Genomic DNA, 26194 nt, shown 5'->3' with positions numbered 1-26194 from the left:
GAGCGTGGTCAATCCGTACATCTCAGACGTTGACGAGGCGACCACTCCCTGATGTCAGAGCCCACCCTCCTCGTACTGGACGCCGCCCCGCCGCCGCGCCTCGGCCGGCTGACCGGTCGGGTCCGGATCCGCTCCGTGGACGAGGCCGGCCTCGCCGCGGAGCTGCCGCACGCCGACGCCCTGCTCGTGTGGGACTTCACCTCCGACGCGGTACGCGCCGCCTGGCCCGGCGACGGACCGCGGCCCCGGTGGGTGCATACGGCCAGCGCGGGAGTGGACCGGCTGCTCTGCCCGGAGCTGGCCGGGTCCGACACCGTGCTGACCAACGCGCGGGGCATCTTCGAGCAGCCGATCGCCGAGTACGTGCTGGGCCTGGTGCTCGCGTTCGCCAAGGACGTTCCCGGCACGCTGGAGCTGCAGCGCCGGCGACGCTGGCACCACCGCGAGTCGCAGCAGCTCGCGGGCACCCGCGCGGTCGTTGTCGGGGCCGGGCCGATCGGCCGGGAGATCACCCGGCTGCTCAACGCACTGGGCGTCCAGGTGGCCCTCGTGGGGCGTACGGCGCGGCGCACCATCCATGGCGCCGATGATCTGGACCGGCTGGCGGCGCTCGCCGACTGGGTGATCTGCGCGGCGCCCCTGACGGAACGGACGCGCGGGATGTTCGACGCGCGGTTCTTCGGGCTGATGCAGCCTTCGGCCCGCTTCATCAATGTGGGGCGAGGTCCCATGGTCGTCGAGGACGATCTCGCCGACGCGCTGCGCCGACGGTGGATCGCGGGCGCGGCGCTCGACGTCTTCCAGCACGAGCCGCTCGCTCCGGGCAGTGAACTGTGGGACGTACCGGGGCTGATCGTCTCCCCGCACATGAGCGGCGACACCGTGGGCTGGCGGGACCGGCTGGGCGAGCAGTTCGTGGAGATGTACGAACGGTGGGCGGCCGGGGAGCCGTTGCCGAACGTGGTCGACAAGCGGCGCGGATACGTTCCCTCATCGGATGTCCCCGGAGCCCCGAACGGCGTTGACACGTCTGCGCATTGAGACACGGCAAGGTCACCTTCCGGACACCGTTCGGTCACACCGGGCCGCTTCCTGCATAGACGCACGGGATCGGGCAGGCGTTCCCCCTGTCCGAACTGTTCGTCCGTTCCAGGAGATTGCACACCATGGCCGACTTCCCGAACCTGTCCCGCCGGGGCTTTCTCAGCCGCTCAACAGCCGTGGGCGGCCTGCTCGTCGTGCCCGGCGCGCTCGCGGCGTGCAGCAAGACCGCCTCCGGTGGCACGGACGGCGCGGGGGCGCTCGACAAGCTCCGCAAGCAGGGCTTCGTCCGGGTCGCGTACGCCAACGAGGCCCCGTACGGCTACCTGGAGGGCAAGGAGCTCAAGGGTGAGGCGCCGACCCTGCACCGGGAGATCTTCAAGGCGCTCGGGGTCGAGGAGCTGAAGCCCACCCTCTCCGAGTGGGACGGGCTGATTCCCGGGCTGCAGGCCGGAAAGTACGACGTGGTCAGCGCGGGCATGGCGATCACCCCCGAGCGCTGCGCCAACGCCCTTTTCTCCGAGCCGGAGTTCATCTCGCCGACCGCGCTGATGGTGAAGAAGGGCAACCCGAAGAAGGTAACGGACCTGGCGTCGGCGAAGGCCGCCGGTATCACCGTCGGTGTGATGTCGGGTGCGGTCGAGGGCTCGTACGCCGAGGGCGCGGGCATCTCGAAGGAGAAGATCAAGACGCTGCAGAAGCCGCAGGACGGCGCCGACGCGGTCAGGGGCGGCAGGATCGACGCCTTCCTGCTCACCGGAATCTCGCTGCGCTGGCTCGCGAAGACCAACCCGGGCACCGAGGTCACCGAGGCGTTCCTGCCGGAGCTCGACGGAAAGAAGCAGTACAGCCCCGGCGGCGCCGTCTTCCGCAAGGGCAACGAGGACCTGCGGGACTCCTTCAACCGCGAACTGAAGAAGATCGTGTCCGACAGCTCACGCTATGTGGAGCTGCTCCAGGAGTACGGCTTCGGCGCCACCGAGCTCCCGCCGGCCACGCTGCGGACGGCGGATCTGTGCAAGGGCTGACGGGACCGGCCACGCCGACAGGGACGGGCAGCGCCGCATGAGCGACTTCTTCTCCGCCCTCTCCGACAATCTCCCCCAGCTCCGGTCGGGGCTGTGGGTCACCCTTCAGGCCACGGTGCTGGGCTCGCTGCTCGCCCTGCTCCTGTCGTTCGTCCTCGGGCTGATGGCCATCAGCCCGATGCTTGCCGTGCGCGGTGTGTCCCGGGTGGTCGTGGAGTTCTTCCGCGGCACCTCCCTCTACATCCAGCTGTTCTGGCTGTACTACGCGATGCCGCCGCTGACCGGGTACGAACTGACGCCGCTGCTCTGCGGCGTCGTCGCGTTCGGCCTCAACTACGGGGCGTACGGCTCCGAGGTGGTGCGCGGCGCCATCAACTCCGTACCGCGTGCCCAGCACGAAGCCGCCGTCGCACTGAACCTGACACCGGTCCAGCGGATGCGGAAGGTGATCCTGCCGCAGGCCTGGGTGCAGATGATTCCGCCCTTCACCAATCTGCTGATCCAGCTGCTGAAGTGCACGCCGCTGCTGTGGCTGATCTCCGCGGCCGATCTGATGACCGTGATCCAGCAGCTGCGCGACCGTACCGGTGAGACCCTCACGGCGTATCTGACCCTGCTGGCGGTCTACTTCGTCCTCGCGTACGCGCTGACCCTGCTGATGAACCTGCTCGAGCGGACCGCCAAGCGGCGGCTCGGACTGCCGACCGGCGCGGGCTCCCTGCTGCGCACCCGCTCCGCGGTGGACGCCGTGGCGACGACCGCCGGAGGTGCCCGGTGAACGGCTTCGACTGGAACGCCGCGGGCGACGTCCTGCCCCTGGTCCTGCGTGGGTTCGAGGTCACGCTGCTGGCGACGGTGCTCGGCACGCTCGTCGCGGCCGTCCTCGGGCTGGCCGTCGCGGTCGCCGGGCGGGCGCCGAGCCGGTTCGTGACGGTGCCGGTGCGGGCTGTCATGGAGTTCATCCGGTCCACCCCGCTGCTGGTCCAGCTGGTGGGCGCGGCAGCTTTTTTCACCTCGGTGGAGCCGCTGACCATCGGCATCGTGGTGCTGGGTATCCACTACGCCGCCTACACCTCCGAGGTGTACCGCGCCGGGATCGACGGTGTGCCGAAGGGCCAGTGGGAGGCCTGCCGGGCGCTCTCGCTGTCGCCGCGGCGGACCTGGCAGGCCGTGGTCCTGCCGCAGGCGGTACGCAAGGTGCTGCCCGCCCTCGGCAACTATGCGATCTCGATGTTCAAGGAGACCCCGTTCCTCGCCGTGATCACCGTGCAGGAAATGGTCTTCGAGGCCCGCAGGTACGGGGCCGACCACTTCGCGTACACCGAGGCATTCACGCTCGCCGGACTGGTCTTCCTGGTCGCGAGCTACCCCACCTCACTGCTGATGAGAAAGCTGGAGAAGCGCCTTGGCCACTGAACCTCTCCCCCTGCAGAAGACGGCGGCCGCAGCGCCCGAGGACGCCGCGGGCACGGACGCCCTGGTCCGCTTCGACCGCGTGGTCAAGCGGTACGGCGACCATGTCGTCCTCGACGAGCTGGACTTCTCGGTGCGGCGCGGCGAGCACGTCACGCTGATCGGGCCGAGCGGCTCGGGAAAGACCACGATCCTGCGGCTCCTGATGACGCTGGAGAAGGTGAGCGGCGGCGTGATCTGGGTGGACGGCGCGCCGTTGTCCCATGTCCGGACGCCGGACGGCGGCCTGAAGCCAGCGGGTGAGAAGCATCTGCGCGAGGCCCGGAAGAAGATCGGGATGGTCTTCCAGCAGTTCAATCTGTTCCCGAACATGAAGGTGCTGCAGAACATCACCGAGGCGCCGATCAGCGTGCTGGGCATGGACCGGGACGAGGCGGAGAGCCGCGCGCGCGAGCTGCTCGACCTGGTCGGGCTGGCCGGGAAGATCGACGCGCACCCGTCCCAGCTCTCCGGCGGCCAGCAGCAGCGGGTGGCGATCGCCCGGGCGCTGGCGATGCGGCCGGAGATCCTGCTGCTGGACGAGGTGACGTCCGCGCTCGACCCGGAGCTGGTGGCGGGCGTGCTGGACCTGCTGTCCGACATCGCCCGGACCACCGACATCACCATGCTCTGCGTGACCCACGAGATGAATTTCGCCCGTGACGTCTCGGAGAAGGTGCTGATGTTCGACGCAGGGCGGGTGGTGGAGGCCGGTCCGCCGGAAAAAATCTTCACAGCTCCCGAACATGAACGTACGCGCGATTTCCTCGACGCGGTGCTGTGACCTCGCCGTCCATCGATTTATCATTGACTCTGGCATATGCCAGACGGGTGCGCCCCAGCTGACAGCGCCGGGGCGCACCGAGAAGTCATCAACAGGCCCCCACCGAACGGCTCTTGGCGGCTATCGTGGTGCAAAAGCTTGCGGTCACAACCTGGTGGGGGGAAACCGTGGCGTTGAAGCCCGAACCGACCGCACCGTTCCACTCGGTGCAGTACGCCCTTCGTGTTCTCGAAACGGTCTCCAAGCACGGCACCGGTGTAACGGACACCCAGATCTCCCGGGAGACGGGACTGCCGGTGGGGCATCTCGCCCCACTGCTGCTGACGCTGCGCCGCGAGGGCTACGTCGAGCAGGTGTCCGACGGCGCCTATGTGATCGGCGCCTCACTCCTGCTGCTCGGCTCCGGCGCCGCCCGCAGGCAGGCACTGGAGAACAAGCTCCAGCAGATCCTGGACCAGCTGCGCGACTCGGTCGGCGCCGCGGTGTACATAAGCCGGTACGTTGACGGCGAGATCCGGGTCACGCAGTACGCCGACGGTCCGCACACCCCCGCGGTCAACGAGTGGGTGGACTTCCGGTCCGCCGCACACGCCAGCGCGATCGGCAAGTGCCTGCTGACCCAGCTCGACCAGAACGGCCGCCGCGACCATCTCTCGCGCCACAAGATCGCCCGGCTCACCTCGCGCACCATCACCAGCGAGAAGGTCCTCTTCTCCAAGCTGGACAGCCAGCCGGCGACAGTCCCGGTGCTCGACCTCCAGGAGTACGCGGTGGGCACCGTCTGCGCGGCCGTGCCGCTCACGGCGGGCTCCTCGGCCGGCTGCCTGGCGCTGTCGCTGCCCATCGAGCACGCTCACCGGCTGCGCGCGGCGGCGGACACGCTGAACCGGCGGGCCGCTCCGGTCCTGCTGTCACTGGCCCTCTAGGCCCCTGGTCGGCACGTGTCATCAGCACCCCTGAGGACCAGGTATTATTTTCGTGTCAGCAGGCGCCGCTAGCTCAGTTGGTTAGAGCAGCTGACTCTTAATCAGCGGGTCCGGGGTTCGAGTCCCTGGCGGCGCACAGACAACGCCCAGGGCGGTTCACGTACACGCGTGGACCGCCCTGGGCGGTTTTCGCGGTCCGCCGCTCCGTACACGCGTGTCACGCAGGCGTACCGGACAACCGTCAACCGTGTCGTCCTCAGTCGCCGGACGACACCAGGTGGGCACGCCCGTGCGCTTCGTACTCGCCGAGCAGGGCGGCCAGCTCCGCGCCCCGCAGCCTTTCGTAGGGTCCGCCGGCCCCGTTCCACCAGACCGGGTCGGCGCTCCGGAAACCCTCGCGGCGGAGCGCCACCCGGTGCACCTTGTTCGTCGCCGTGACCGGCATCGCCGCGACGATGCGTACGAAGCGGGGGGCCATCTTCGTCCCCAGGTCCGATTGGGCCGCCAGGAACGCGGCGAATCCGCCGGGGTCGAAGGCCGCCCCCTCGCGCAGCGCCAGCGCCGCCATCACCTGGTCGCCGGCCACCGGGTCCGGCACCGCGTACACCGCGACGGCCGCCGCGTCCGCCCAGCGGGCCAGGATGTTCTCGATCATCGCGGCGGCCAGGTTCTCGCTGTCGACCCGCAGCCGGTCGTCCGTCCGGCCCGCGAAGTAGAGGAAGCCGGCCGGGTCGCGGAAGAAGAGGTCCCCGGTCCAGTACCAGCCGCCGCGCACCCGCTCCGCGTCCGCCTCCGGGTTGCGCCAGTAGCCCTCGAAGGGCGTACGGCCCCGGTTGACCAATTCTCCTATCGCATCGTCCCCGTTGAGCAGCCGCCCGCGCGCGTCGAGGACCGCCGCAGGCCGCTCCTCACCGGTCCCCGGGTCGACGACGGCGAGATCGTCGCGCAGGGACGCCCGGCCGACAGCGCCCGGCGGGGTGTCCGGGGTCCGCTGGATCGCCGCGCCGCCCTCGGAGGATCCATACCCCTCCACCAGCCGCACCCCGAACCGCTCCCGGAACCGGGTCGCGTCCACGGCGCCCGCCTCCGTGCCGAATCCGAGCCGCAGCGGATGGTCACGGTCGTCGGGGCGCTCGGGGGTGGCCAGCAGGTATTGCACGGCGCGGCCGACATAGGTGAAGTACGTGGCCCCGTGCGTGCGCACGTCGTCGAGAAAGCCGGAGGCCGAGAACCGGCGGCGCAGGGCGACCGCGGCGCCGCCCGCCAGCGCGGGGGCCCAGTCGGCGATCACGGCGTTGCCGTGGAACATCGGCATGCAGATGTAGTGGACGTCGTCGCGCCGCACCCCGAAGTGGTCGACCAGCGACTGCCCGGCCGCCGCCAGTCGCCCCTGGGTGCAGATCGCGGCCTTGGGCGCACCGGTCGACCCCGAGGTGAAGTAGAGCAGCATCCGGGTCCCGCGCCCGACCTCCCGGAGCACCGCCTCGCCCGGCTTCGCCCCGGCATATCCGGCGAGCAGCGCGGTGTACGCGTCGGTGTCGGTGACCAGCACCCGTACGCCCGGCAGATCGAGCCCGTCGAGCAGCGGCAGATGTGCGCGCTCGGTGACCAGGACCTGGCAGTCGGTGTGCAGGATGTCGCGGGCCAGCTCGGCTCCGCGGCGGGTCGGGTTGATGCCCGCGACGGCGGCCCCGGCCAGGGCCGCCGCGCTCAGCCAGAGCGGGAATTCGGGGGTGTTGTCGAGCAGTACCCCGAGGTGCGGTTCACTGTCCGCCGACAGCAGATCCGCCAGGAGCGCGGCCCGCACGGCAGCTCCGGAGGCGACCTGGTGGTGGCTGAGGACGGTGTCCTCGTGCTTCAACCCTGGCCGGTGGTCGCCCCATTGGCGCTGTACGAGCTCCGCTACGGTGCCTGCGCTCCCCATGGCGCCGCACGGTAACTGACTACACGTCAGAACTGAACATCGGAGCACGCATAGAACGCGTTCCCGGTGTCCGCGATGGTCCAGACGCTGAGAATGATGTGCTTCCCGGTCTTCTGGGTGGGGATGGTGCCCTGCTGCGTCAGGGTCGCCGGGGGCCGCTGACCGCCGTACGGCACGGTCATGAACGGCTGCGACTCAAGCGCCGCCCTGGTGAGTGGCTTGGTGGGGTCCCAGCCGTTCTTGGTGATGTAGTACCGGAAGTCGGTCGTGGCGTGCTGGGCGGTGAACTGCCAGCGGAAGCTGAAGCCCTGGCCTGCGGTGACCTTGGTGGCGGGCCAGTTGCCGCCGCGCGGGTCGTCCAGCGCGGCGAAGTTGTCGTGGCCGCCGGAGCAGATCCTGCCGTCCGCCGGACCTGCCGCCGGGAAGCCCTTGGGAGCCTCGACGCTCTGCGGTTCCCACTGGATGGCGCCGCAGTCGGTGACGGTGCCGTTGGCACAGAGCTTCTGGCGGCTGATGGGGTTGTCGGTGTAGCCGTGGCTGCTGGCGCTGCTCGTCGCGAACATCGAGACGCCCGCTATCGCCAGGCCGACTACGGCCGCGCTTGCCCTTTTACGCATTGCTGTCGCTCCTCAAGAACGTGGGGGAGGTTCCATGAGCACTGCCGCGCGCGTGGTCGTGCGGTCTAGACCAAGTCTTAGATTATTGACGGAACATGAACATGTCCAGACCAATGGGAACGGGATTCCGGTTCGCCGCGGACGCGGTACGGACGCGCCGTCAGGCCCCGCCCCCACCGCTGCGTCCGGTGTAGAAGGCCACCGTCAAGTCCTTGACCAGCGCCTTCCGTTCATAATCGTCGAGTTCCACGAGGCCGCGCATGGTCAGCCGGTTGACCGTGTCGTCCACCGCGTCAACCACCGAAGTCAGCACACTGTCCCGGTGCTTGGCGTCAATGGCGGCGATCCTGCGCCGCTGCATCGCGGCGGCGAGCTCCGGTGCGTACTCGATGCTGGTCGGCTGCGCGGAGTACACCTCGATGCCCACCGGCTCGCACTCCGCCTTCAGCGTCCCGGTCAGCGCGTCACCGACCGCCTCCGCGTTGCGGAGCGTGTGGGCGTCCTCGTGGAACGCGTCGGCGGGCAGCTGCGACAGGACCCGCGCCATCGCCGCCTCGGCCTGCTCGCGCAGGTACTTCTCGTGGTCCGCCACCCCGAGCGTCGCCCGCACGGTGTCCTTGATCCGCCACACGACGAGGACGACGACGCGCAGCGCCGTACCGTTCGCATCCACCGTGGGCAGCGGTTCGCTGCGCCAGTGCCGGAGCCGTACGTCGACCCGGCGGCGCCGCAGCAGCGGGCTGACCCAGACGAGACCCGTCCGCCGCACGCTCCCCCGGTAGGCACCGAAGAGCATCATCACCCATGCGTACCCGACGCGACCGCGAGTCAGACCGCCGAACGCGAAGAGCACCACGGTCACCAGGGCGGCGAGCGCCGCCCCTGCCCCGATGCCGATGCCGTCGTACGGACGCAAGCCGATCCCGAGCCGGGCGAGCACCACGGCGGGCAGCGCGCCGGCCCACCACAGCACCGCTCCACCGCCGGCCATCCCGGCCAGCCCGGCGAGCACCCCGGCCCACCCGGGCAGCGCGGGCCCCGGCTTCTCGGTCAGCCGCGGATCGCCCACCGGCGCGGGCCTGGTGGGAGCCTGCACCTGCATCCGGCGCGCGGCGGGCACCCGCCGCAGGGCCGCCGCCTGCTCGCCGCCGCCGGTCCCCCGGGCGAGACCGGCAGGGAGAGCGGCGGCGTCGGGGCGCCCGGACTCGCCAGGGAAGAGGAGGCGTACGGGGAGGGAGGGGGTGCGCTCATGGGCGATGACGACGTGCCGCCGCCCGGTCACCGCGTCGTCGGGTTCCGACAGCGATACAGGGGCCGATTCGGATTCCTGTACGGGGACGGCTTCGGCAGCCGAGGCGGGCACAGGCACCGTGAGGGGCGGCATGCCGTGCGGCCCGTCGGGGCCGGGTTCGGTCCGAGCCGGCGGCGTGGTGTCGGACCGGGCGCCCAGGAGCGGGCGGGTCAGCAGGTACGAACCCGGGGCGAGGGCCGGCGCCGAAGCCCCGGCCGGAACCGACACCGAGGCCGAGGCCGCACCGAAGGCGCGGTCCGTCGCGTCAGCCGGAACCAGGTCGAGCACGAGGTCGAGGAGGGCATCCGACCCGGCCTCCGCCTCCGTCCCCGCACCGGAGCCGCCTCCAGCCTCCACGCCCGGAACCGATGCCGGACCGGCGCCCGGCCAGATGTCCGCACCCGCGTCCCGGCCGGCCCCGACGCCTGAGGCACCCTCCGTGGTGTCCACTCCGCCGCTCATCGGCTCCCGTTCCTTCCCGTCCTCCGGGATTCCGGAGCTGCCCGACACCGTGGATCGCATTCCCGCCTCCGTCATGTCCGTGTTCTCACGCGAAGAGTCGCTGCCAGGTCTCCGGGCCGGGGTAACCGTCGGCCTCGGCGCCCCGCCAGCCCTGGGCGCGCTGGAAGGTCTCGACGTTGCGCCGGTCCGCCTCCGTCCAGCGGGGTCCGGGGCCCGACCTGTAGTACTTGCCGTATCCCTTCTTCACCAACTGTCTGCCGAGCCTGTCGACATGGTTGTTGGACCGACCCGGCCGGAAATAGCTCCGGCCGGGGAAGGCCGGGGCCGCATGCGAACCGCTCCCCTGACTGCCGCCGCCCGCGCTTCCGCTTGCGCTCGCCGGGATGTCGCGGCCGGTCCCGTTCGCCAGCAGGCGCCAGGTGTGCGGGCCGGGGATGCCGTCGGCCTCCTTGCCCTTCCAGCCCTGTGCCCTCTGGAACGCCCGGGTCGCACGCCGGTCGGCGTCGCCCCAGCCCGGCCCGGGTCCGACCTTGTAGAAGTGCCTTCCGCCGCGGTCCACGAGCATCCGCCCGAGCTGGGTGACGTACGTGTTGCTGACACCCGCACCGAATTTCGTGGTGCCCGGGAACGCCGTCGCCGATCCGCTGCCGACCTTGTCGGTTCCGGTGGTCAGGCCCTTGTAGCGGTACGGAACGTATTTGCCCGAATTGGTCCAGTAGGCCATGGGCGTCGTCTGCTTGCGCGTGTGCGCAGGAGTCTGTTCGTAGGCCGTGTAATGGGTGTGCGTGTAGTCGGTCCAGCCTCCGAAGATCGTGACGTGCGAGCCCTTCGAGGGGTCGGCCGGGTTGTGGAAGAGCAGCATGTCGCCGGGCTGCAGCTCCGCGCGCGCGATCCGGGTCCCGTACTCGGCGAGGCTGCCGGTCCACTCGTTGCGATTCAGCTTCCAGGCCATCGACACATAGCCGGAGCAGTCCTGCCGATACCCGTCGGACCAGTACTTCGCCATGCTGTACGGGACCTTCGCGCTCACCCACTTCTTGGCCCGGTTGATGATGTCCGCCCGGGTCACCTTGCTCAGTGCCGGTTTCGAACCGCCGGACGACGGCGGTCCCGGGGCCCCGGCGCCGCTCAGCGGACCGGGCATGCCCTGCGGATTACCCACATCCGCATCGGCCGTGCCCGAGCCCGGATCCGCCGTCCCGTCCGTCCGGGCGGACCCGGGCGCCGGCCCGGTCACCACGCTCACCGCCTCGGCGGCACCGGGCTTCAGCGGACCGGGCATGCCCTGCGGATTACCCACATCCGGATCAACCGGCCCCGCGTCGCCCGCATCGCCCGGATCCGTCGCCCCATCCGTCGAGCCGGTCCTCAGCGGACCGGGCATACCCTGCGGATTACCCACATCCGCATCGACCGGCCCCAGATCGCCCGCATCGCCCGGATCCGTCGTCCCGTCCGTCCGGGCGGACCCGGGCGCGAGCCCGGTCACCGCGCTCACCGCCTCGGCCGCGCCGGCGCTCAGCACCACGCCGGCCGCCGTGGCCAGCACCAGCACGCGCCGTACACCATGCGCGGCGGGGTGCCCTCCGTACCGCGTGGGCAGGGCACGAGCGGCGGCTCGCCGCTGTGCGGCGCACCCCGAACAGGTGCAGTCGATGGCGGGCACGTACTCCTCGAAGGCCGGCACAGTCATGCGAATCCCCTCGGCACTCGTCAAGATCTTTTGGCACATCTGCACGGGCGTCAGGGTCTCAACCCTCCTGACATATTGCATTTTGACGGATAGAACAGAAAAAACGACCATCCGACAGGCCGCGACGGGCAGGAAATGGTCAGGAGCATCCCCCGCATCGGGTAGAGTTCTCCAGGTCAGCAGGCGCCGCTAGCTCAGTTGGTTAGAGCAGCTGACTCTTAATCAGCGGGTCCGGGGTTCGAGTCCCTGGCGGCGCACGCAGAGTCAAGGCCCTCTCACTCCACGTGAGGGGGCCTTGTTCGTATGCCATCGCCCCATCCACGGTCGGCGGGCGAGCCCCGAGCCGTCTCCCGGGGACCGAAAAGCTCCCCTCGTACACCCCCATGCGCCCCCTCCACAAGAGTCACCCAAATCGCCCATATGACCGGTAAATAGCCTGTTTCACCCTTGCGATCACGACCTGGGTCATACAACCTGTCATGGGGTCATCAGCCGCAACCGAGCTGATGACGCCCGCAGTTGGGGGCAGTATCAGGGGGAAGTTCCGGTTTGCGCGTACCGCGGGATGGGGGTCCCGCTCATGGACGGATGCCGAAGGGCACCGGGCGACCGGAAAGGCGCCTCCCGTCAGGGGATGGCGCCCGCCAGAGAGTCCGTCCGCCGCGATCGAGGGGGATGCGCGACGGACGAGACGACCGACCGACCGCGCAGCCAGCATGCGCGCAGGGGGATGACCCATGACGTCGACGCCGACAGGCGCCCGGCAGAACAACGACCCTTCCCGGACCACGCAGCTGCGGATACCCCCGGAGCCCCGGACCGGGGGCGGGCGCCACCCGAAGAAGGCGCTGCCCCGCTACGACTACGCGCACTACAGCCGACTCGCCGGGCCACTGACCCTGCCCGATCCGAGCAGACCGTACTCCGTGCAGTACCGCTCGCTGCTCTCGCAGGAACCGCACAGACTCCGCGCGGCGCTCCTGCTCGGCGCCGCACCGCTCGTCTCGCTCGGCCTGCTCGCATGGCTGATGCAGCCCGAACACTGGACCCAGCGCGATCCCCACCTCAAGAACGACACGCTGCTGATCCTCGACATCGTCATGCTCGTCTCGATCGGTCTGATCGAGCTCTTCCGCACCATGAACGTCCTGTCGAACGCGCACGCGACGCTGGTCGCGCGCGACCCGGTCCCGGTCGTGCCGGAGCCCGGCACCCGGGTCGCCTTCCTCACCTCCTTCGTCCCGGGCAAGGAGCCTCTGGAGATGGTGACGAAGACCCTCGAAGCGGCGGTCCGCATCAGGCACCGCGGACTGATGCACGTCTGGCTGCTCGACGAGGGCGACGACCCGGCTGTCAAGGAGGTCTGCGCCCGGCTCGGGGTGCACCACTTCTCCCGCAAGGGCGTCGCACACTGGAACCGGGCCACGGGCGCGCACCGCGCGAAGACCAAGCACGGCAACTACAACGCCTGGCTCGACGCGCACGGCAGCGCGTACGACTTCTTCGCCTCGGTCGACACCGATCACGTGCCACTGCCCAACTACCTGGAGCGGATGCTCGGGTACTTCCGCGACCCGGACGTCGGCTTCGTCATCGGCCCGCAGGTCTACGGCAACTACGACACGTTCGTCACGAAGGCCGCCGAATCCCAGCAGTTCCTCTTCCACGCGCTGATCCAGCGCGCGGGCAACCGCTACGGCGCCCCGATGTTCGTCGGGACCAGCAACGCGGTGCGGATCTCCGCCCTCAAACAGATCGGCGGCCTGTACGACTCGATCACCGAGGACATGGCGACCGGCTTCGAGATGCACCGTGCGCGCAACCCGCACACCGGCCGGAAGTGGCGCTCGGTCTACACCCCGGACGTGCTGGCCGTCGGCGAGGGCCCGACCGCGTGGACGGACTTCTTCACCCAGCAGCTGCGCTGGTCACGGGGGACGTACGAGACGATCCTCAAGCAGTACTGGAGAGGGATCGGGACACTCCCCGTCGGCAAGCTCTTCAACTACACGATGATGATCATCTTCTATCCGATGTCCGCCCTGAACTGGATCCTGGCGGCGCTCAGTTGCGCGCTGTTCCTGGGCATGGGCGCCTCCGGCGTGCAGATCGACCCGGTCGTCTGGATGATGCTGTACGGCAACGCCTCGGCGCTCCAGATCGGCCTGTACATCTGGAACCGGCGGCACAATGTGTCGCCGCACGAGCCGGAGGGCTCCGGCGGTCTGGCGGGGATGATGATGTCCGCGATCTCCGCCCCGGTCTACGCGCGATCCCTGATGGATGCCGTGCTGCGCCGCAAGAGCTCGTTCGTGGTGACGCCCAAGGGCGACTCGTCCAGCCCCGACACGTTGTTCGGCACCTTCCGTATCCATCTCTTCTTCATGCTGGTCTTCGGCGGTTCGATCGCCGCCTCCTTCGTCCTCGGCCACAGCCATCCCGCGATGCTCACCTGGGCCGCGCTGGCGCTGCTGATCACGGCGGCGCCGATCTTCGGCTGGAGGTACACCGTCCACGCGGAGAAGAAGAAGCGGCGCGGCGGACCACCCCCGCAGGAGGGCGCACCGGCTCGCCGGCCGGCGCATGCCCCGCAGGGGAAGCCGCACTGGGTGTCGGACGAGCAGACCGTGCAGATCTCCCTGGGGGGACGTAACCAATGACGTACCGTCCTGGCCGCCGTACCCGCCGCATGGCGATCAGTACGGCGGTGGTGCTGGCGCTCGCGGGGGCCAACGGGCCGTGGCTGTACCGCGTCAGCAGCGAGCGCTACCACGAGTACAAGATCAACAAGCCGGAGTACAAGGCCGCCAACGGCCACTGGGACTTCCTCGACGTCCCGTCCGAGTTCCGGATCAATACGATCCATGCCGCGCTGCTGCACACCGGCAAGGTGCTGCTCGTCGCGGGCTCCGGCAACAACCGGAAGAACTTCGACGCGAAGAGCTTCCGGTCGGTGCTGTGGGACCCGGGGACCGGCATGTTCACGAACATACCCACGCCCAAGGACATGTTCTGCTCCGGTCACACCCAGCTGCCGGACGGCCGGCTGCTGATAGCCGGCGGCACGAAGCGGTACGAGAAGCTGAAGGGCGATGTCACCAAGGCGGGCGGCCTGATGATCGTCCACAACGAGGACCCGGACAAGCCGGTCACCCTGCCCGCGGGCACCCGGTTCACCGGCAAGGAGAACGGCAGGACGTTCGTCTCCAAGGATCCGGTGCTGGTCGAGAAGGCCACCAAGGTCTTCGACAGGAAGACCGGCGCGTTCCTGCGCAACGACCCCGGGCTCGGCCGGATCTACGTCGAGGCCCAGAAGTCCGGTACGAAGTACGAGACGGGCACCCAGGACAACTACCGGATCTCCGGGCTCTCCGGCTCCGACACACGGAACGTGTACGGGACCGCCCAGAAGCTCGCGCTCGACAAGAAGGACTTCCAGGGCATCCGGGAGGCGTTCGAGTTCGACCCGGTGGCGGAGAAGTACGTCACCGTCGATCCGATGAACGAGGCGCGCTGGTACCCGACGCTGACCACGCTGAAGGACGGCAGGGTCCTCGCCCTGTCCGGACTCGACGAGATCGGTCAGATCGTGCCCGGCAAGGACGAGATCTACGACCCCCGGACGAAGAAGTGGGCGTACACCGGCATCGTCCGGAAGTTCCCCACCTACCCCGCGGTCTTCCTGCTGAACGACGGCCGGCTCTTCTACTCCGGCTCGAACGCCGGGTACGGTCCGGCGGACATCGGCCGCGCGCCGGGCGTCTGGGACCTTGCGACGAATACGTTCGAGGAGATCCCCGGGCTGAGCGACGCGCGCGAGATGGAGACATCGGCGACGGTACGGCTGCCACCCGCCCAGAACGAGAAGTTCATGGTCATCGGCGGGGGCGGGGTGGGTGAGTCGGACAGGTCCAGCGAGAAGTCCCGGCTCGTGGACCTGAAGGCCGCCGAGCCGAGATTCAGGGACGGCGCGGCACTCACCGAGGGCACGCGCTACCCGAGCGCGTCGCTGCTGCCCGACGACTCGGTGCTCGTCACCGGCGGGTCGAGCGACTACCGCGGGCGAAGCGGCTCGAACGTCCTGCAGGCCCGGCTGTACGACGCGAAGACGGACACGTACCGGAGGGTGGCGGATCCGGAGGTCGGACGGAACTATCACTCGGGGTCGCTGCTGCTGCCCGACGGGCGCGTCATGATCTTCGGCTCGGACTCGCTGTATGCCGACAAGGCGAACACCCGCCCGGGCGTCTTCGAGCAGCGCATCGAGATCTACACGCCGCCCTACCTGTACCGCGGCTCACGGCCGGAGCTGACGGCCGGGCCGAAAAGCATTCGACGCGGCGGTACGGGGGCGTTCACGACCGGGCAGGGATCGACGATCACGTCGGCGAAGCTGATGCGGCCGAGCGCGGTGACGCATGTGACGGACACGGACCAGCGGTCCGTGGCGCTGGGGCTGAAGCGGACGGCGGGGGGTATCGCCGTGACGGTGCCGGGGAACCGGGCGCTGGTGCCGTCGGGGTGGTACATGCTGTTCGTGGCCGATGCGAAAGGGACACCGTCGAAGGGGACGTGGGTGCGGGTCCCCTAGGTCCTCTCGTTTGGATCATGCCCCGGCCACCGGACGCCCCCGGTACTACTTCGTGTTGCGGGCCAGCCCCAGCGCGTACTCCGGCCACCACTCCCCCGCTTTCGGGCCCCCCTTGCACGCGCCGTCCGACTCCCCCGGCCGCTTGATCCAGAGGTATGCGTCCACCAGGTCCTCACCCGTGTCCGTGGTCGGGGGTTCGCCCAGGGCCCGACCCGGTGGGTTGCACCAGTTCTCCTTGGGGTCGCCCTCGTCGTACGGGCCGTTGCCGTTGCGGCTCGTGTCGATGACGAACGGCTTGTTGCCGACCTTCACCGACAGCCGCTTTCCGAAGTCCGTACTGGCCGCCGTGGTCTGGAAGTTGGAGACGTTGACCGCGAAGCCGTCCGCGTCCGCGATGCCTGCCTGCCGGAGCGGCTGGAAGAGCGCGTCCGGGGTGCGCCAGCCCGCGTTGCCCGCGTCCATGTAGACGCGCGTGTGAGGCAGTTGCTTCAGCCGTTGCACGGCGCCCTTGAGCAGGTCGTACCGCTCCTCGTGGAACTCCTGCGGGGTGCAGCCGTCGATCAGGTGCAACAGCGCGTCCGGCTCCAGGATCACCGTGGTGCGGCGGTCGCCGATGCCCTTCGCCACGTTCTCCAGCCAGGCACGGTACGCGTCGCCGTCCGCGGCGCCGCCCTTCGAGAACTGGCCGCAGTCACGGTGCGGGATGTTGTAGAGGACCAGCAGCGCCTCCCGGCCGGCCTTCCGGGCCGCCTCGGTGAAGCCCTGCGCCTCCGCCTCGGGGTTGTCCGGGCCGATCCACTCCCCGACCGGCTGCCGGGCGATCTTCTTGATCAGGCCGGCGTTCCTGTCGTTGCCGGCCTTGGTGTAGGCGGCGACCTGCCGGGCCGCGTTCCCGTCCGGGTTGACCCAGTAGGGGCCGCTCCCGGCGGGGCGCTCGTCGCCCCCGGAGGACGAGGACGAAGAACATCCTGCGAGCAGCAGTGTCACGGCCAGCGCCGCCGCCCCCGCACCGGACCGGCCGGTGTAATTGCCGTACATCCACTCCCCCTTGGGCACCGGACAAGACCGGGCGAATCCATCCTGACACACCCAGACGTCGAACGACGGAGAGCGACCAGTTCTGGACGTATCGTCAAATATCTGTTGGGTGTGGGCAGTTGCGCGCCCTACAGTGACGCGTAGTGGCCCACACGCCCCCCTTTGCCTCCCGTGTCGGCGCCGGGCTTCTCCCGCAGCCCGCGCACCGCGGTCGAGGACCGGCCCGGTCGGCGCCCCGGGGGGAAAGCGGGCGGCCGGCCGGGCCAGGTGTACCCATCCACCGGACAGTCCGCTAAGCGGAATTGCCCGCGGACGGCTGCTCGCCGGTCAGGTACGCCGAGACGACCACATTGGCGTTGTACTCGTGCGACGCGCGGTCGAACGTGCCGCCGCAGGTGATCAGCCGCAGCTCCGCCCGGCCGTCCTTGCGGGGCCCGTAGGCCTTGTGGGCGTCGAAGCGTTCCCGGGTGAAGACCTGGACGTCGTCGATGGTGAATTCGGCGACCGAGCCGTCCGTCCGGACGACCCGGATCTTCGCGCCGGGGCGGGCCGCGCTCAGTCCGTAGAAGACGGCCGGTTTGGTCTCGGTGTCGACGTGGCCGACGAGGAGCGCGGCGCCCGCCGCGCCGGGTCGGGTGCCGCTGCCGTACCAGCCGACGGTCTGCGGTTTCGCGAACGGTGGCGGGTCGATCGCCCCCGCCTTGTCCAGGCCGCGGGCGACGACGGGGGCCCGGACCCCTATCGAGGGAATCTCGACGCGTTCCGGCGCCGCGCCCTTGATCGGGGCGTGCGCCGCGGGCAGTGGTACGCCGTGGGGGCGCCCGACCGCCGCGATGTCACCGGTGGTCGGGGCGGAGCTGGCGCCGGAGCCGTCGGTGATGCCGCGGCCCCAGAGCCACAGGCCCAGGAGCAGGGTGGCCCAGGCCACCCCGGTGAGCAGCCGGCCGGTCCCTGCCGGGCGGTCCGAGGCGGACATCTCGCTCAGTCCGCGGTCGGGCGGCGACGGCGGACGCTGCGGAGGGCCACGGCGACGGCTGCGACGGCGGCCAGGGCCAGCCCGAGCACGGCGTGCGCGGTGCCGGGGCCGTCCTGCTCGGCCGTCTGCTCGGTGACGACGGCGGTGCCTCCGCCACCGGCGCGGACCGGGGCGATCGGGGTGAGCGGTTCGGAACGGTCGCCTGCGACGACGGTGACGGTGCCGGACACCCTGGTGTCCTGGTCGCCGTCACAGGTCACCCAGATGTCGTATGCGCCGGGTGCGGCGTCGGAGCGAATCCTGGCCCGGGTGATGAGCCCGCCGCGGTCGTCGGCCGTGAGGCGCGCATCGGAGGCGAAGGCGTCGGAGATCCCTTTGCCCTCCTTGCCCTTGCAGCCGTCGACCTGCAGGTCCACGTCATCGCCGGGGGCGAGGGAGGACGGGGTCACCGAGAGGGTGGCGTGGGACTTCGAGTCCTTCCCGGAGCCGGAGCCGGAGCCGGAGTCGGCCAGTGCGGCGGGAGCGGGTATCAGGGTCGCCGCGATCACCGCGGCCCCACAGAACGTGAGGGGTATGGAACGCATCGTGAACCTCCTTATGGCAGGTTCACGCGTCCGGCGGCTTTTCGCATCCGCAGGGGTCAGGGACTGGGCCGTGCGGGTTCAGCGCCTCGCGGGAAACGAGGGGGTGCGGGGAAGGCGCGCAGGCGGCCTTCCCCGCATGGCGCTCAGCTCACGTCGACGAGGTCGACCAGGTCGGCGATGGAGTCGACGACCGTGGAGGGCCGGAACGGGTAGCGGTCGATGTCGGCGGGGGTCGTCAGGCCGGTCAGCACCAGGAAGGTGTGCATGCCTGCCTCCAGGCCGGCGAGCACATCGGTGTCCATCCGGTCGCCGATCATCGCGCTGGACTCGGAGTGGGCACCGATCGCGTTCAGACCGGTGCGCATCATCAGCGGGTTGGGCTTGCCCGCGAAGTACGGGTCCTTGCCGGTGGCCTTGGTGATCAGCGCGGCGACGGCCCCGGTGGCGGGCAGCGGGCCCTGGGCCGACGGGCCGGTCTCGTCGGGGTTGGTGCAGATGAAGCGGGCGCCGCCGTTGATCAGCCGGATCGCCTTGGTGAGCGCCTCGAAGCTGTACGTCCGGGTCTCACCGAGGACGACGTAGTCCGGCTCCTGGTCGGTGAGGACATAGCCGATGTCGTGCAGCGCGGTGGTGAGTCCGGCCTCGCCGATGACATAGGCGGTGCCGCCCGGCCGCTGATCGTCGAGGAACTTCGCGGTGGCCAGCGCGGAGGTCCATATGTTCTCGACCGGGACGTCGAGACCCATGCGTGCCAGCCTGGCGTGCAGGTCGCGCGCCGTGTAGATCGAATTGTTGGTGAGGACCAGGAACGGCAGCCCGGAATCCCGCAGCCGCTTGATGAAGGCGTCGGCCCCGGGGATCGGCGTGCCCTCGTGGATGAGGACTCCGTCCATGTCGGTGAGCCAGGATGTGATCGGCTTGCGCTCTGCCATGTGGGACTCCTGCCGTACGCCGTGTGCGGGGACGCCGGCGGCACCGCGTTGTGCAGCGCCGACGTCACCGATTTTAGAGGTACGGGCAGGTGACGGGGGCGGCGGCGGTCCCGTCCCCGAACCGGACCGATCCGGCCCCCCACCGGACATGCGCTCAACTCCCCCCTTTGGCGAGGAGTTGAGCTTCAGTCCAGACCCGTTATCTTTCCGGTGCGGATCACCGGTGGTCCATATCGGTACCAGGCCCCGCCGAGCGGGGGTTCAGCTGCCGGTGGCGGTCTTCCAGGCGTCGACGTAGTCGTCCAGGTGAGTGCCGATGTCCGACCAGTCCGGCTCGAAGATCTCCACGCCGTCCATCAGCCCGGTCAGCGCGATCGCGTTGGCGTCGGTGGCCTCGACGTCCTTACGGGCGGAGAAGCCGCCGCCGACCTCGCTGACGTCCTTCTGCGCCTGCTCGGAGAGCATGAAGTCGAGCAGCTTCTTGCCGTTGGCGCTGTGCGGAGCCTTGTCGACCAGTCCGGCCGCGTACGGCAGGGCGAAGGTGGTGGGCTTGGAGCCGGCCTTCGCGGGGAACCAGATGCCGAGGTTCGGCATGTCCTTGGACTGGGCGTAGTTCATCTGGACGTCACCGTTGGCGACGAGGAGCTCGCCCTTGTCCACCTTGGGGGCGAGCTTGCCGGTGGAGGCGGACGGGCCGACGTTGTTGGCCTGGAGCTTCTTCAGGTACTCCATCGCCGGCTCCTTGCCGCCGAAGTCGTGCATGGCCTTGATGAGCACGGCCGTGCCGTCACCGGCGACTCCGGGGGTGGAGTACTGGATCTTCTCCTTGTACGTCCCGTCGAGGAGCTCCTCCCAGGTGGCGGGCGCGGTCTTCAGCTCCTTCTTGTTGTAGACGAACCCGAAGTAGTTGTTGACGACCGAGGTCCACTTTCCGTCGGACGCCTTGTCGGCGCCGTCGACCTGGTCGGAGCCGGCCGGTTCGTACGCCGTCAGCAGGCCCTTGGAGTCGGCCTGCTGGATGAACGGCGGAAGGGTGACGAGGACGTCGGCCTGGGTGTTGGACTTCTCGCGGACGGCGCGCTGCACCATCTCGCCGGAACCGCCCTCCACGTACTTGACCTTGATGCCGGTCTTCTTCTCGAAGTCCTTGAAGACCTTGTCGTACCAGCCGTCGCCGTTCTCGCCCTTGAGCCCGTCGGCGCTGTAGACGGTGACGACCTTCTCGTCGGAGGCGGCGGAGGACCCGCCGCAGGCGGAGAGGGTGGCGGCGAGGGCGAGGCAGCCGGTGACGGCGGCTACCGGCTTGAGGAGGTTCTTGCGCATGGGTGTCGTATCTCCTGAAAGGTGAGTAAGCGTCGGGGTGTCAGCGGTACGAGGCCCTGGTGCGGATGCGGGCGACGCCGAGGAGCACGAGCAGCGTCGTCCCCATGAGGACCACCGCGACCGCGGCACCGGTGAAGAGCGAGCCGCGGTCGGTCGCCGCGAAGATCTGCACCGGAAGCGGAGTCCAGTCGGGCGGGTAGAGCATCATCGTGGCGCTCAACTCGCCCATGGACAGGGCGAAGCAGAGCCCTGCGGCCGCGGTGAGGGCGGGCAGCAGGAGCGGCAGTCTGATCCGCCACAGGACGTAGGACGGGCGGGCGCCGAGACTGGCCGCCGCCTGTTCGTACATCGGGTCAAGACGCACTATTGCGGCTGAAACCGACTGATAGGCAAACGCCGTGACAAGAATGGTGTGCGCCAGGATCACGATCCAGCGCGTTCCGTTGAGCAGCATCGGAGGCTTGCTGAACGCGACGAGCACGGCGAGACCGACGACGACGGACGGCACGGCGACCGGCAGCATGAACAGCCCGTCCAGGAAACGGCGTCCGCGCCGTCGCAGCGAGGCGGCGGCGAGCGCGGCCCAGGAGCCGACGGTGAGGGCGAGCAGGCTGGCGCTGACGGCGGTGATCAGGCTGGTGGTGAGGGCCTGGAGCGAGTCGCCGCTGGTGGCGGCCTTGTAGTGCTCGGAAGTCGGCCCCGACGGGAAGGCGCCGGACCAGTTGGTGGTGAACGACGCGGCGACGATCACCAGCAGCGGCACCGCGAACAGCGGGACGAAGAGCAGGAAGAACACGGCCCACGTGGCCCACTTCCCGGTACGGCTATGCACCAACACGGCGGCTCACCATCCGATACAGGCTGTAGAGACCGACGGAGATCGCGATGTTGACGACGGCGACGACGCAGGCGGCCGGGTAGTCGGACTCCAGGATCGCTTTGCCGTAGACCAGCATCGGCAGGGTCGTGACACCTTTCGCGCCGGTGAACAGCACGATGCCGAACTCGTTGAGGCACATCACGAGGACGAGGGAGCCGCCCGCGGCGAGCGCCGGGAGTGCCTCCGGGAGGATCACCTGCCGCACGATCCGGGCCGGCTTCGCGCCCAGGGAGGACGCCACCTCCAGTTGCGCGGTGTCGAGCTGGGAGAACGCGGCGAGCAGCGGCCGCATCACGAACGGGGTGAAGTACGTGATCTCGGCGAGGAGGACACCCCACGGGGTGGTGAGGAAGTGGAAGGGTCCGTCCGCCGCCCCGGTGACATCCGTCCAGACGCCGTTGGCCATGCCGACGGTGCCGTAGATGAACAGCAGGGCGAGCGTGATCAGGAAGGACGGGAAGGAGAGGAAGACGTCGATGAACCTGGCGACCGCCCGGCCGCCGGGAAACGGCACGAAGGCGATCACCAGCGCGAGGACGAAGCCCAGCACCAGACAACCGACCGTCGAGCCGACGGCGAGCCAGACGGTGGTGGTCAGTGCCGAGCGGAACGACGCGGAGGCGAAGACGTCGCCGTACGGGGCGAGCGAGGTGCCGCCCTCGTCCGGGCTGACGGACTGCTGGACGACGAGGGCCAGCGGGTACAGGAAGACGAGGGCGAGGACGGCGACGGGCGGGAGCGCCCAGACGAGATTGCTGGGGCCCGTCCGGCGATTGAGGACAGGACGGCTGCCGGACGCACCCGCGGACACGTCTCCGGCCACGGCGCTAGCCATGAACCCCTCCCCCGAAGCCGGCGCCCGCCGGCAGCAGCACCGCGTCCTCGGCGGCGAAGTGCACGGTGACCTTGTCGCCGAGCGCCGGGGTCTCGCGAAGTTCGCGCAGGTCGGCCTTGATCCGGTGGCCGTGGATGTCGACGTACAGCCGGTGGGTGGAGCCGCGCCACTGGACCTCGGCGAGAGTGCCGGTCAGCGCGTTGGGGCCGTCGCCGAGTCCGACCAGGTGGGGCCGGACGCAGAGGGTGGCGGTGACGCCGCCCGCCACCTCGCCGGTCGGCACGGCGAGTGCGTGCCCGGCGAAGTCCACGGCGCCGGTGGCGCCTGTGACGGTGACCGGCAGCAGGTTGGCGTTGCCGACGAACGACGCGGTGAACTCCGTACGCGGGCGTCGGTACAACTCCTGCGGGGTGCCGCAGTCCTGGAGCCGCGCCTTGTCCATGACCGCGATCCGGTCGGCGAGAGTCAGCGCCTCGACCTGGTCGTGCGTGACGTACAGAATGGAGACGTCCGGCAACTCCCGGTGCAGCCGCGCCAGTTCGGCGAGCATCCCGGAGCGCAGCTGGGCGTCGAGTGCGGACAGCGGTTCGTCGAGCAGGAGCACGCCGGGGCGGATGGCGAGCGCGCGGGCGATGGCGACGCGCTGCTGCTGTCCCCCGGAGAGCTCGCGCGGGTAGCGCGTGGCGTACGCGGCCATGCCGACGAGTTCGAGGGCTTCGGCGACCCGCTCGGGGATCTCCGCCTTCGCGACCTTGCGGGCCTTGAGGCCGAAGGCGACGTTGTCCCGGACCCGCAGGTGCGGGAACAGGGCGTACTGCTGGACGACCATGCCGATGCCGCGCTTGTGCGGTGGCAGGTCGGTGACGTCCCGGTCGCCGAGCCGGACCCGCCCGGAGACGGGCCGGACGAAGCCGGCGACGGCGCGCAGGGCCGTGGTCTTGCCGGACCCGGACGGCCCGAGCAGGGCCATGACCTCGCCGGGTTCCACCGTCAGGTCGAGCCGGTCGAGGACGATGTTCCCGCCGTACGCGACGCTGACCCGGTCGAACCGGATACCGCTGCCCTGGGTGGCCCCGCCGGTCATGCTTCCGCCCGGGCGATGAGGTCCGGCAGCTCGGCGACCGAGCCGAGTACATGCGTGGCGCCGTTGCGCTGCAGCTGTTCCTTGTCGTGTGCGCCGGTCAGCACGCCGGCGACGATCCCGGCGCCGGAACGTACGCCACTGAGCATGTCGTACGAGGTGTCCCCCGCGACAACGATCTGCTGGACGCCGTCCACGGCCCCGGTGCGCAGGAACGCGGCGAGGACCATGTCCGGGTAGGGGCGGCCGCGGCCGCCCGCGTCGGCCGGGCAGAGGGTCAGGGCGACCAGGTCCCGCCAGCCGAGCGCGGAGAGGATCGCGTCCTGGGTGGTGCGGGCGAAGCCGGTGGACAGGACCACGGTCCGCCCTTCGCCCGTGAGTCGCTCGATGGCTGCGCGGGCACCCGGGACCGGTGCGATGCGGCCGCCGTCGACCAGCTCCCCGTAGGCCTCCTCGAAGGCGAGGTTGGCCTGCTGGGCCTTGCTCTCGTCGCCGAAGAGGTGCCGGAAGACGGAGATCTTGGACTCGCCCATGGTGGCGCGCACGTAGGCGAGCTTCTCGGCGTGGTCGGCGGAGCCGGGCGCCACGCCGAGGCGCCGGGCGGCGGCGCCGAAGGCCTGCTCGACGAGGCCGCCGTCGGCGACGGTGGTCCCGGCCATGTCGAGGACGACGAGATTCAGCTTGTCGGTGTTGCTCAACTTCTTCACCAGCCCAGTTCGTTGGCGGTCGTTTCGGCGATGGCGGGCGAGCAGGTCATGCCGCGGCCGCCCGGCCCGGTGACCAGCCAGACGCCGTCCCGCACCTGCTGGCGGTGGACGACCCGGCTGGTGTCGGTGCACTGGGCGTAGACCCCGGCCCAGCGGTGGCGGATCCTCGGCAGTGGGCGGCCGAGGAAGGACTCGACGACCCGGGTGAGGTGCTCGTACGGCTCCTCGACGACATCGAACGCGAACGGGTGCTCGTACTCGTGGGTGTCGCCGATGGTCAGTCCGCCGTCCCTGCGCTGCACCATCAGCAGCTGCATCCGGTGCTCGGCCGCGGTCGGCGCCTGGGCCTGGCCGGCGTTGAGGGCGTCGAGCGCCTCGCTCCGGTACGCCGGGTAGTAGCGGAAGCTGTCGGCGTCGGCGACGGACGTGGTGAGCGCTTCGCCGAGCGGGTCGGTCTGCATCATCTGGAGGCGGACGCGGCGCACGGGCAGCTCGGGTCCGGCCAGCTCGCGGACGAGGCCGCCGAGCCAGGCGCCGGTGCACAGGATGACGGCGTCGCCGGTGTGCACGTCGCCGTGGTCGTCGCGGACGGAGGCGGTGCCGACGACCTCGCGGACCTCGCGGCCGCCGAGGAACGTGTACCGGCCGGACGCCACCAGCTCCTGCTTCAGTGCCAGCTGCGCCGTGCGCGGCTCGACGGCGGCGTCCCGCTCGCACCACAGGGCGGCGACGTAGTCACCGCGGAGCGCGGGGTTGATCGCGCGGGCCTCGCCGGCCGTCAGCAGCTTGTAGCCGCGGGCCGCGGCGTCGGGGCGGGCGACGGCCGCCTCGGCGACGGCGATCTCCAGCTCGGTGCGGAGCGGGGTCAGCGAACCGCAGGGCCGAAAGCCCAGGCCGGGCACCTGCTCCCCGATGCCCTCCCACAGTTCGCGGGCGCGCAGCGCGGTCTCCAGCTCTTCGCCGCCGGCCCGGCCGCTGACCCATATCTGTCCGAAATTGCGGAGCGATGCTCCGCGTGCCTCGCTCTCGCGCTCGATCTGTACGACCTCGTGGCCGCGGTTCACTGCGTGCCAGGCGTGCATGGTTCCCACCACGCCGGCTCCTACGACGATGACTCTCACGACGGCAACGCTCCTGGCGGCGCATGACTCGCGCGGATCGGTATGGCAACGGGAGGGTGAACTGAGACCCAAGGTTGGCCTAGACCCGTTATATTTCCGTTATCGATGTGGGTCGATTGCCGCGCCGTATCGCTCAGCCCTGGCGGCCCAGGTGTGCGGTGAAGGAGAACCGGTCGCCGCGGAAGAGCGTGCGCACCCGCTCCAGCGGCTGCCCGCTCGAGTCCCGCGAGATGCGGTGGAGCAGCAGCATGGGCAGGGCGGGCGGCGTACCGATCAGCAGCGCCTCGCGCGGGGTGGCGAGCACGGTCTCGATCCGCTCGTCCGCGTCGCCGAAGGTGATCCCGAGCCGGTCGTGGAGGTAGGCGTAGAAGGACGAGTCGGGGTCGAACTCCGTGTCCAGGTCCGGTACGCGGGCGACGGAGACGTAGGTGCTCTCCAGGCCGACCCGGTCGTCGTCGGCGAGCAGCACGCGCTCCAGATGCCAGACCGGTTCGCCCCGCTCGACGCCGGTCTCGGCGGCGAGTGCGGCAGGGCAGGGGAACTGCTCCAGGCCGATGAGGTGACGGCCCGGTGTCCGTCCCTGGCGGCGTACGCCCTCCGTGTAGCTCGCGAGGGAGAGCGGCTGCTCCAGCTTGGGCCCCGCGACGACGGTGCCACGGCCCTGACGGGCGAGGCGGCCCTCCAGCAGGAGTTCACGCAGCGCCTGCCGCACAGTCTCGCGCGACACCTCGTAACGGACCGCGAGATCACGCTCGGTGGGCAGCATGCCGCCCTCACCCAACTCCTCTATGAGGACGGAGACATGGGCCTTCACGGCGTAGTACTTGGGGATACGGCCGTGCTCCGGAATGCCGGATCGGATCGGTGCGCCAGGTGCCTGGTCGTGCGGGTAGTCCACCTCCCGATGG

23 protein-coding genes and 2 tRNA genes are annotated in these 26194 nt (G+C 70.0%); 10 read left to right on the top strand and 15 right to left on the bottom strand.

The features are described 5' to 3' along the window. Positions 1-51: 51 nt before the first annotated feature. From OG972_RS26050 to OG972_RS26020, 7 genes are all read left to right on the top strand, one after another. The gene (locus OG972_RS26050; protein WP_266985321.1) at positions 52-1041 is read left to right on the top strand and encodes a D-2-hydroxyacid dehydrogenase; all 990 of its coding nucleotides are present in this window, start codon (positions 52-54) and stop codon (positions 1039-1041) included. Between the two features lie 125 nt (positions 1042-1166). Next, a complete protein-coding gene (gene ehuB / locus OG972_RS26045) occupies positions 1167-2069 on the top strand; it encodes an ectoine/hydroxyectoine ABC transporter substrate-binding protein EhuB (RefSeq protein ID WP_266985319.1) in 903 nt (300 codons plus the stop codon). A 37-nt stretch (positions 2070-2106) separates the two neighbouring features. Continuing rightward, on the top strand, positions 2107-2847 hold the full coding sequence (gene ehuC, locus OG972_RS26040; protein WP_266985317.1) for an ectoine/hydroxyectoine ABC transporter permease subunit EhuC: 741 nt from the start codon (positions 2107-2109) through the stop codon (positions 2845-2847). Next, the gene (gene ehuD, locus OG972_RS26035; RefSeq protein ID WP_266985315.1) at positions 2844-3485 is read left to right on the top strand and encodes an ectoine/hydroxyectoine ABC transporter permease subunit EhuD; all 642 of its coding nucleotides are present in this window, start codon (positions 2844-2846) and stop codon (positions 3483-3485) included. The genes ehuC and ehuD overlap by 4 nt, the downstream gene beginning before the upstream one ends. Continuing rightward, positions 3475-4305 (top strand): ectoine/hydroxyectoine ABC transporter ATP-binding protein EhuA, encoded by an 831-nt coding sequence (gene ehuA, locus OG972_RS26030; protein WP_266985313.1) that lies wholly within the window; start codon positions 3475-3477, stop codon positions 4303-4305. The genes ehuD and ehuA overlap by 11 nt, the downstream gene beginning before the upstream one ends. A gap of 167 nt (positions 4306-4472) precedes the next feature. Continuing rightward, entirely contained in the window at positions 4473-5231 is a 759-nt protein-coding gene (locus OG972_RS26025) for an IclR family transcriptional regulator (protein ID WP_266985312.1), read from the top strand. A gap of 62 nt (positions 5232-5293) precedes the next feature. Continuing rightward, positions 5294-5367: transfer RNA gene (locus tag OG972_RS26020), tRNA-Lys, on the top strand. Between the two features lie 120 nt (positions 5368-5487). On the opposite strand, the gene OG972_RS26015 is transcribed toward OG972_RS26020, so the two are convergent. The 4 genes from OG972_RS26015 to OG972_RS26000 form a co-directional block, all read right to left on the bottom strand. Next, complete coding sequence (locus OG972_RS26015; RefSeq protein WP_266985310.1) at positions 5488-7155, bottom strand: AMP-binding protein; 1668 nt, start codon at positions 7153-7155, stop codon at positions 5488-5490. 26 nt (positions 7156-7181) lie between these two features. Then, positions 7182-7772, bottom strand: a complete 591-nt coding sequence (locus tag OG972_RS26010; RefSeq protein ID WP_266985308.1) for a lytic polysaccharide monooxygenase — start codon at positions 7770-7772, stop codon at positions 7182-7184. A 160-nt stretch (positions 7773-7932) separates the two neighbouring features. Further along, positions 7933-9585, bottom strand: coding sequence for an SPFH domain-containing protein (locus OG972_RS26005; protein WP_266985306.1), 1653 nt, complete (start codon positions 9583-9585; stop codon positions 7933-7935). A gap of 25 nt (positions 9586-9610) precedes the next feature. Next, positions 9611-11218 (bottom strand): peptidoglycan-binding protein, encoded by a 1608-nt coding sequence (locus tag OG972_RS26000; RefSeq protein ID WP_266985304.1) that lies wholly within the window; start codon positions 11216-11218, stop codon positions 9611-9613. A gap of 183 nt (positions 11219-11401) precedes the next feature. Here OG972_RS26000 and OG972_RS25995 point away from each other — a divergent pair. The 3 genes from OG972_RS25995 (at position 11402) to OG972_RS25985 (ending at position 15809) form a co-directional block, all read left to right on the top strand. Beyond that, positions 11402-11475 (top strand) — tRNA-Lys (locus OG972_RS25995). Between the two features lie 480 nt (positions 11476-11955). After that, positions 11956-13878 (top strand): cellulose synthase catalytic subunit, encoded by a 1923-nt coding sequence (locus tag OG972_RS25990; protein WP_266985303.1) that lies wholly within the window; start codon positions 11956-11958, stop codon positions 13876-13878. Further along, positions 13875-15809, top strand: a complete 1935-nt coding sequence (locus OG972_RS25985) for a galactose oxidase early set domain-containing protein (protein ID WP_266985302.1) — start codon at positions 13875-13877, stop codon at positions 15807-15809. The genes OG972_RS25990 and OG972_RS25985 overlap by 4 nt, the downstream gene beginning before the upstream one ends. A gap of 45 nt (positions 15810-15854) precedes the next feature. On the opposite strand, the gene OG972_RS25980 is transcribed toward OG972_RS25985, so the two are convergent. From OG972_RS25980 to OG972_RS25930, 11 genes are all read right to left on the bottom strand, one after another. Then, positions 15855-16847 (bottom strand): glycoside hydrolase family 6 protein, encoded by a 993-nt coding sequence (locus OG972_RS25980; protein ID WP_266985300.1) that lies wholly within the window; start codon positions 16845-16847, stop codon positions 15855-15857. A 292-nt stretch (positions 16848-17139) separates the two neighbouring features. Beyond that, the gene (locus OG972_RS25975; RefSeq protein WP_266985298.1) at positions 17140-17823 is read right to left on the bottom strand and encodes a class F sortase; all 684 of its coding nucleotides are present in this window, start codon (positions 17821-17823) and stop codon (positions 17140-17142) included. A gap of 5 nt (positions 17824-17828) precedes the next feature. Next, positions 17829-18407, bottom strand: coding sequence for a hypothetical protein (locus OG972_RS25970; RefSeq protein ID WP_266985296.1), 579 nt, complete (start codon positions 18405-18407; stop codon positions 17829-17831). A 143-nt stretch (positions 18408-18550) separates the two neighbouring features. Further along, positions 18551-19339: an HAD-IIA family hydrolase gene (locus OG972_RS25965; protein ID WP_266985294.1), complete on the bottom strand. Its 789-nt coding sequence runs from the start codon at positions 19337-19339 to the stop codon at positions 18551-18553. A 261-nt stretch (positions 19340-19600) separates the two neighbouring features. Then, a complete protein-coding gene (locus OG972_RS25960) occupies positions 19601-20662 on the bottom strand; it encodes a 2-aminoethylphosphonate ABC transporter substrate-binding protein (protein ID WP_266985292.1) in 1062 nt (353 codons plus the stop codon). A 40-nt stretch (positions 20663-20702) separates the two neighbouring features. Continuing rightward, positions 20703-21500: an ABC transporter permease gene (locus OG972_RS25955; RefSeq protein WP_266985290.1), complete on the bottom strand. Its 798-nt coding sequence runs from the start codon at positions 21498-21500 to the stop codon at positions 20703-20705. Then, positions 21487-22377, bottom strand: coding sequence for a 2-aminoethylphosphonate ABC transporter permease subunit (locus tag OG972_RS25950; protein ID WP_266985288.1), 891 nt, complete (start codon positions 22375-22377; stop codon positions 21487-21489). The genes OG972_RS25955 and OG972_RS25950 overlap by 14 nt, the downstream gene beginning before the upstream one ends. Beyond that, the gene (locus OG972_RS25945; RefSeq protein ID WP_266985286.1) at positions 22370-23461 is read right to left on the bottom strand and encodes an ABC transporter ATP-binding protein; all 1092 of its coding nucleotides are present in this window, start codon (positions 23459-23461) and stop codon (positions 22370-22372) included. Before OG972_RS25945 ends, OG972_RS25950 begins: the two co-directional genes overlap by 8 nt. Then, positions 23458-24156 carry a phosphonatase-like hydrolase gene (locus tag OG972_RS25940; RefSeq protein ID WP_323135897.1) on the bottom strand — a complete coding sequence of 233 codons (699 nt, stop codon included), beginning with the start codon at positions 24154-24156 and terminating at the stop codon, positions 23458-23460. Before OG972_RS25940 ends, OG972_RS25945 begins: the two co-directional genes overlap by 4 nt. Before the next feature lie 5 nt (positions 24157-24161). Further along, complete coding sequence (locus OG972_RS25935) at positions 24162-25286, bottom strand: TIGR03364 family FAD-dependent oxidoreductase (RefSeq protein WP_266985284.1); 1125 nt, start codon at positions 25284-25286, stop codon at positions 24162-24164. Between the two features lie 133 nt (positions 25287-25419). Continuing rightward, positions 25420-26184 (bottom strand): GntR family transcriptional regulator, encoded by a 765-nt coding sequence (locus OG972_RS25930; protein ID WP_266985282.1) that lies wholly within the window; start codon positions 26182-26184, stop codon positions 25420-25422. Positions 26185-26194 lie beyond the last annotated feature (10 nt).

The sequence above is a fragment of the Streptomyces sp. NBC_01669 genome (genome assembly GCF_026339735.1).
Taxonomy (GTDB): domain Bacteria; phylum Actinomycetota; class Actinomycetes; order Streptomycetales; family Streptomycetaceae; genus Streptomyces; species Streptomyces yanii.
Note: the sequence above shows the minus strand (reverse complement) of the source record. Positions and strands in the feature narration are given on the sequence as shown.

Bases quoted from the DNA above. Each gene is read 5' to 3' on its own strand.
- OG972_RS26050 (WP_266985321.1), top strand. From the start codon at position 52: ATGTCAGAGCCCACCCTCCTCGTACTGGACGCCGCCCCGCCGCCGCGC.
- ehuB (WP_266985319.1), top strand. From the start codon at position 1,167: ATGGCCGACTTCCCGAACCTGTCCCGCCGGGGCTTTCTCAGCCGCTCA.
- ehuC (WP_266985317.1), top strand. From the start codon at position 2,107: ATGAGCGACTTCTTCTCCGCCCTCTCCGACAATCTCCCCCAGCTCCGG.
- OG972_RS26015 (WP_266985310.1), bottom strand. From the start codon at position 7,155: ATGGGGAGCGCAGGCACCGTAGCGGAGCTCGTACAGCGCCAATGGGGC.
- OG972_RS26010 (WP_266985308.1), bottom strand. From the start codon at position 7,772: ATGCGTAAAAGGGCAAGCGCGGCCGTAGTCGGCCTGGCGATAGCGGGC.
- OG972_RS26005 (WP_266985306.1), bottom strand. From the start codon at position 9,585: ATGCGATCCACGGTGTCGGGCAGCTCCGGAATCCCGGAGGACGGGAAG.
- OG972_RS26000 (WP_266985304.1), bottom strand. From the start codon at position 11,218: ATGACTGTGCCGGCCTTCGAGGAGTACGTGCCCGCCATCGACTGCACC.
- OG972_RS25990 (WP_266985303.1), top strand. From the start codon at position 11,956: ATGACGTCGACGCCGACAGGCGCCCGGCAGAACAACGACCCTTCCCGG.
- OG972_RS25985 (WP_266985302.1), top strand. From the start codon at position 13,875: ATGACGTACCGTCCTGGCCGCCGTACCCGCCGCATGGCGATCAGTACG.
- OG972_RS25980 (WP_266985300.1), bottom strand. From the start codon at position 16,847: ATGTACGGCAATTACACCGGCCGGTCCGGTGCGGGGGCGGCGGCGCTG.
- OG972_RS25975 (WP_266985298.1), bottom strand. From the start codon at position 17,823: ATGTCCGCCTCGGACCGCCCGGCAGGGACCGGCCGGCTGCTCACCGGG.
- OG972_RS25970 (WP_266985296.1), bottom strand. From the start codon at position 18,407: ATGCGTTCCATACCCCTCACGTTCTGTGGGGCCGCGGTGATCGCGGCG.
- OG972_RS25965 (WP_266985294.1), bottom strand. From the start codon at position 19,339: ATGGCAGAGCGCAAGCCGATCACATCCTGGCTCACCGACATGGACGGA.
- OG972_RS25960 (WP_266985292.1), bottom strand. From the start codon at position 20,662: ATGCGCAAGAACCTCCTCAAGCCGGTAGCCGCCGTCACCGGCTGCCTC.
- OG972_RS25950 (WP_266985288.1), bottom strand. From the start codon at position 22,377: ATGGCTAGCGCCGTGGCCGGAGACGTGTCCGCGGGTGCGTCCGGCAGC.
- OG972_RS25945 (WP_266985286.1), bottom strand. From the start codon at position 23,461: ATGACCGGCGGGGCCACCCAGGGCAGCGGTATCCGGTTCGACCGGGTC.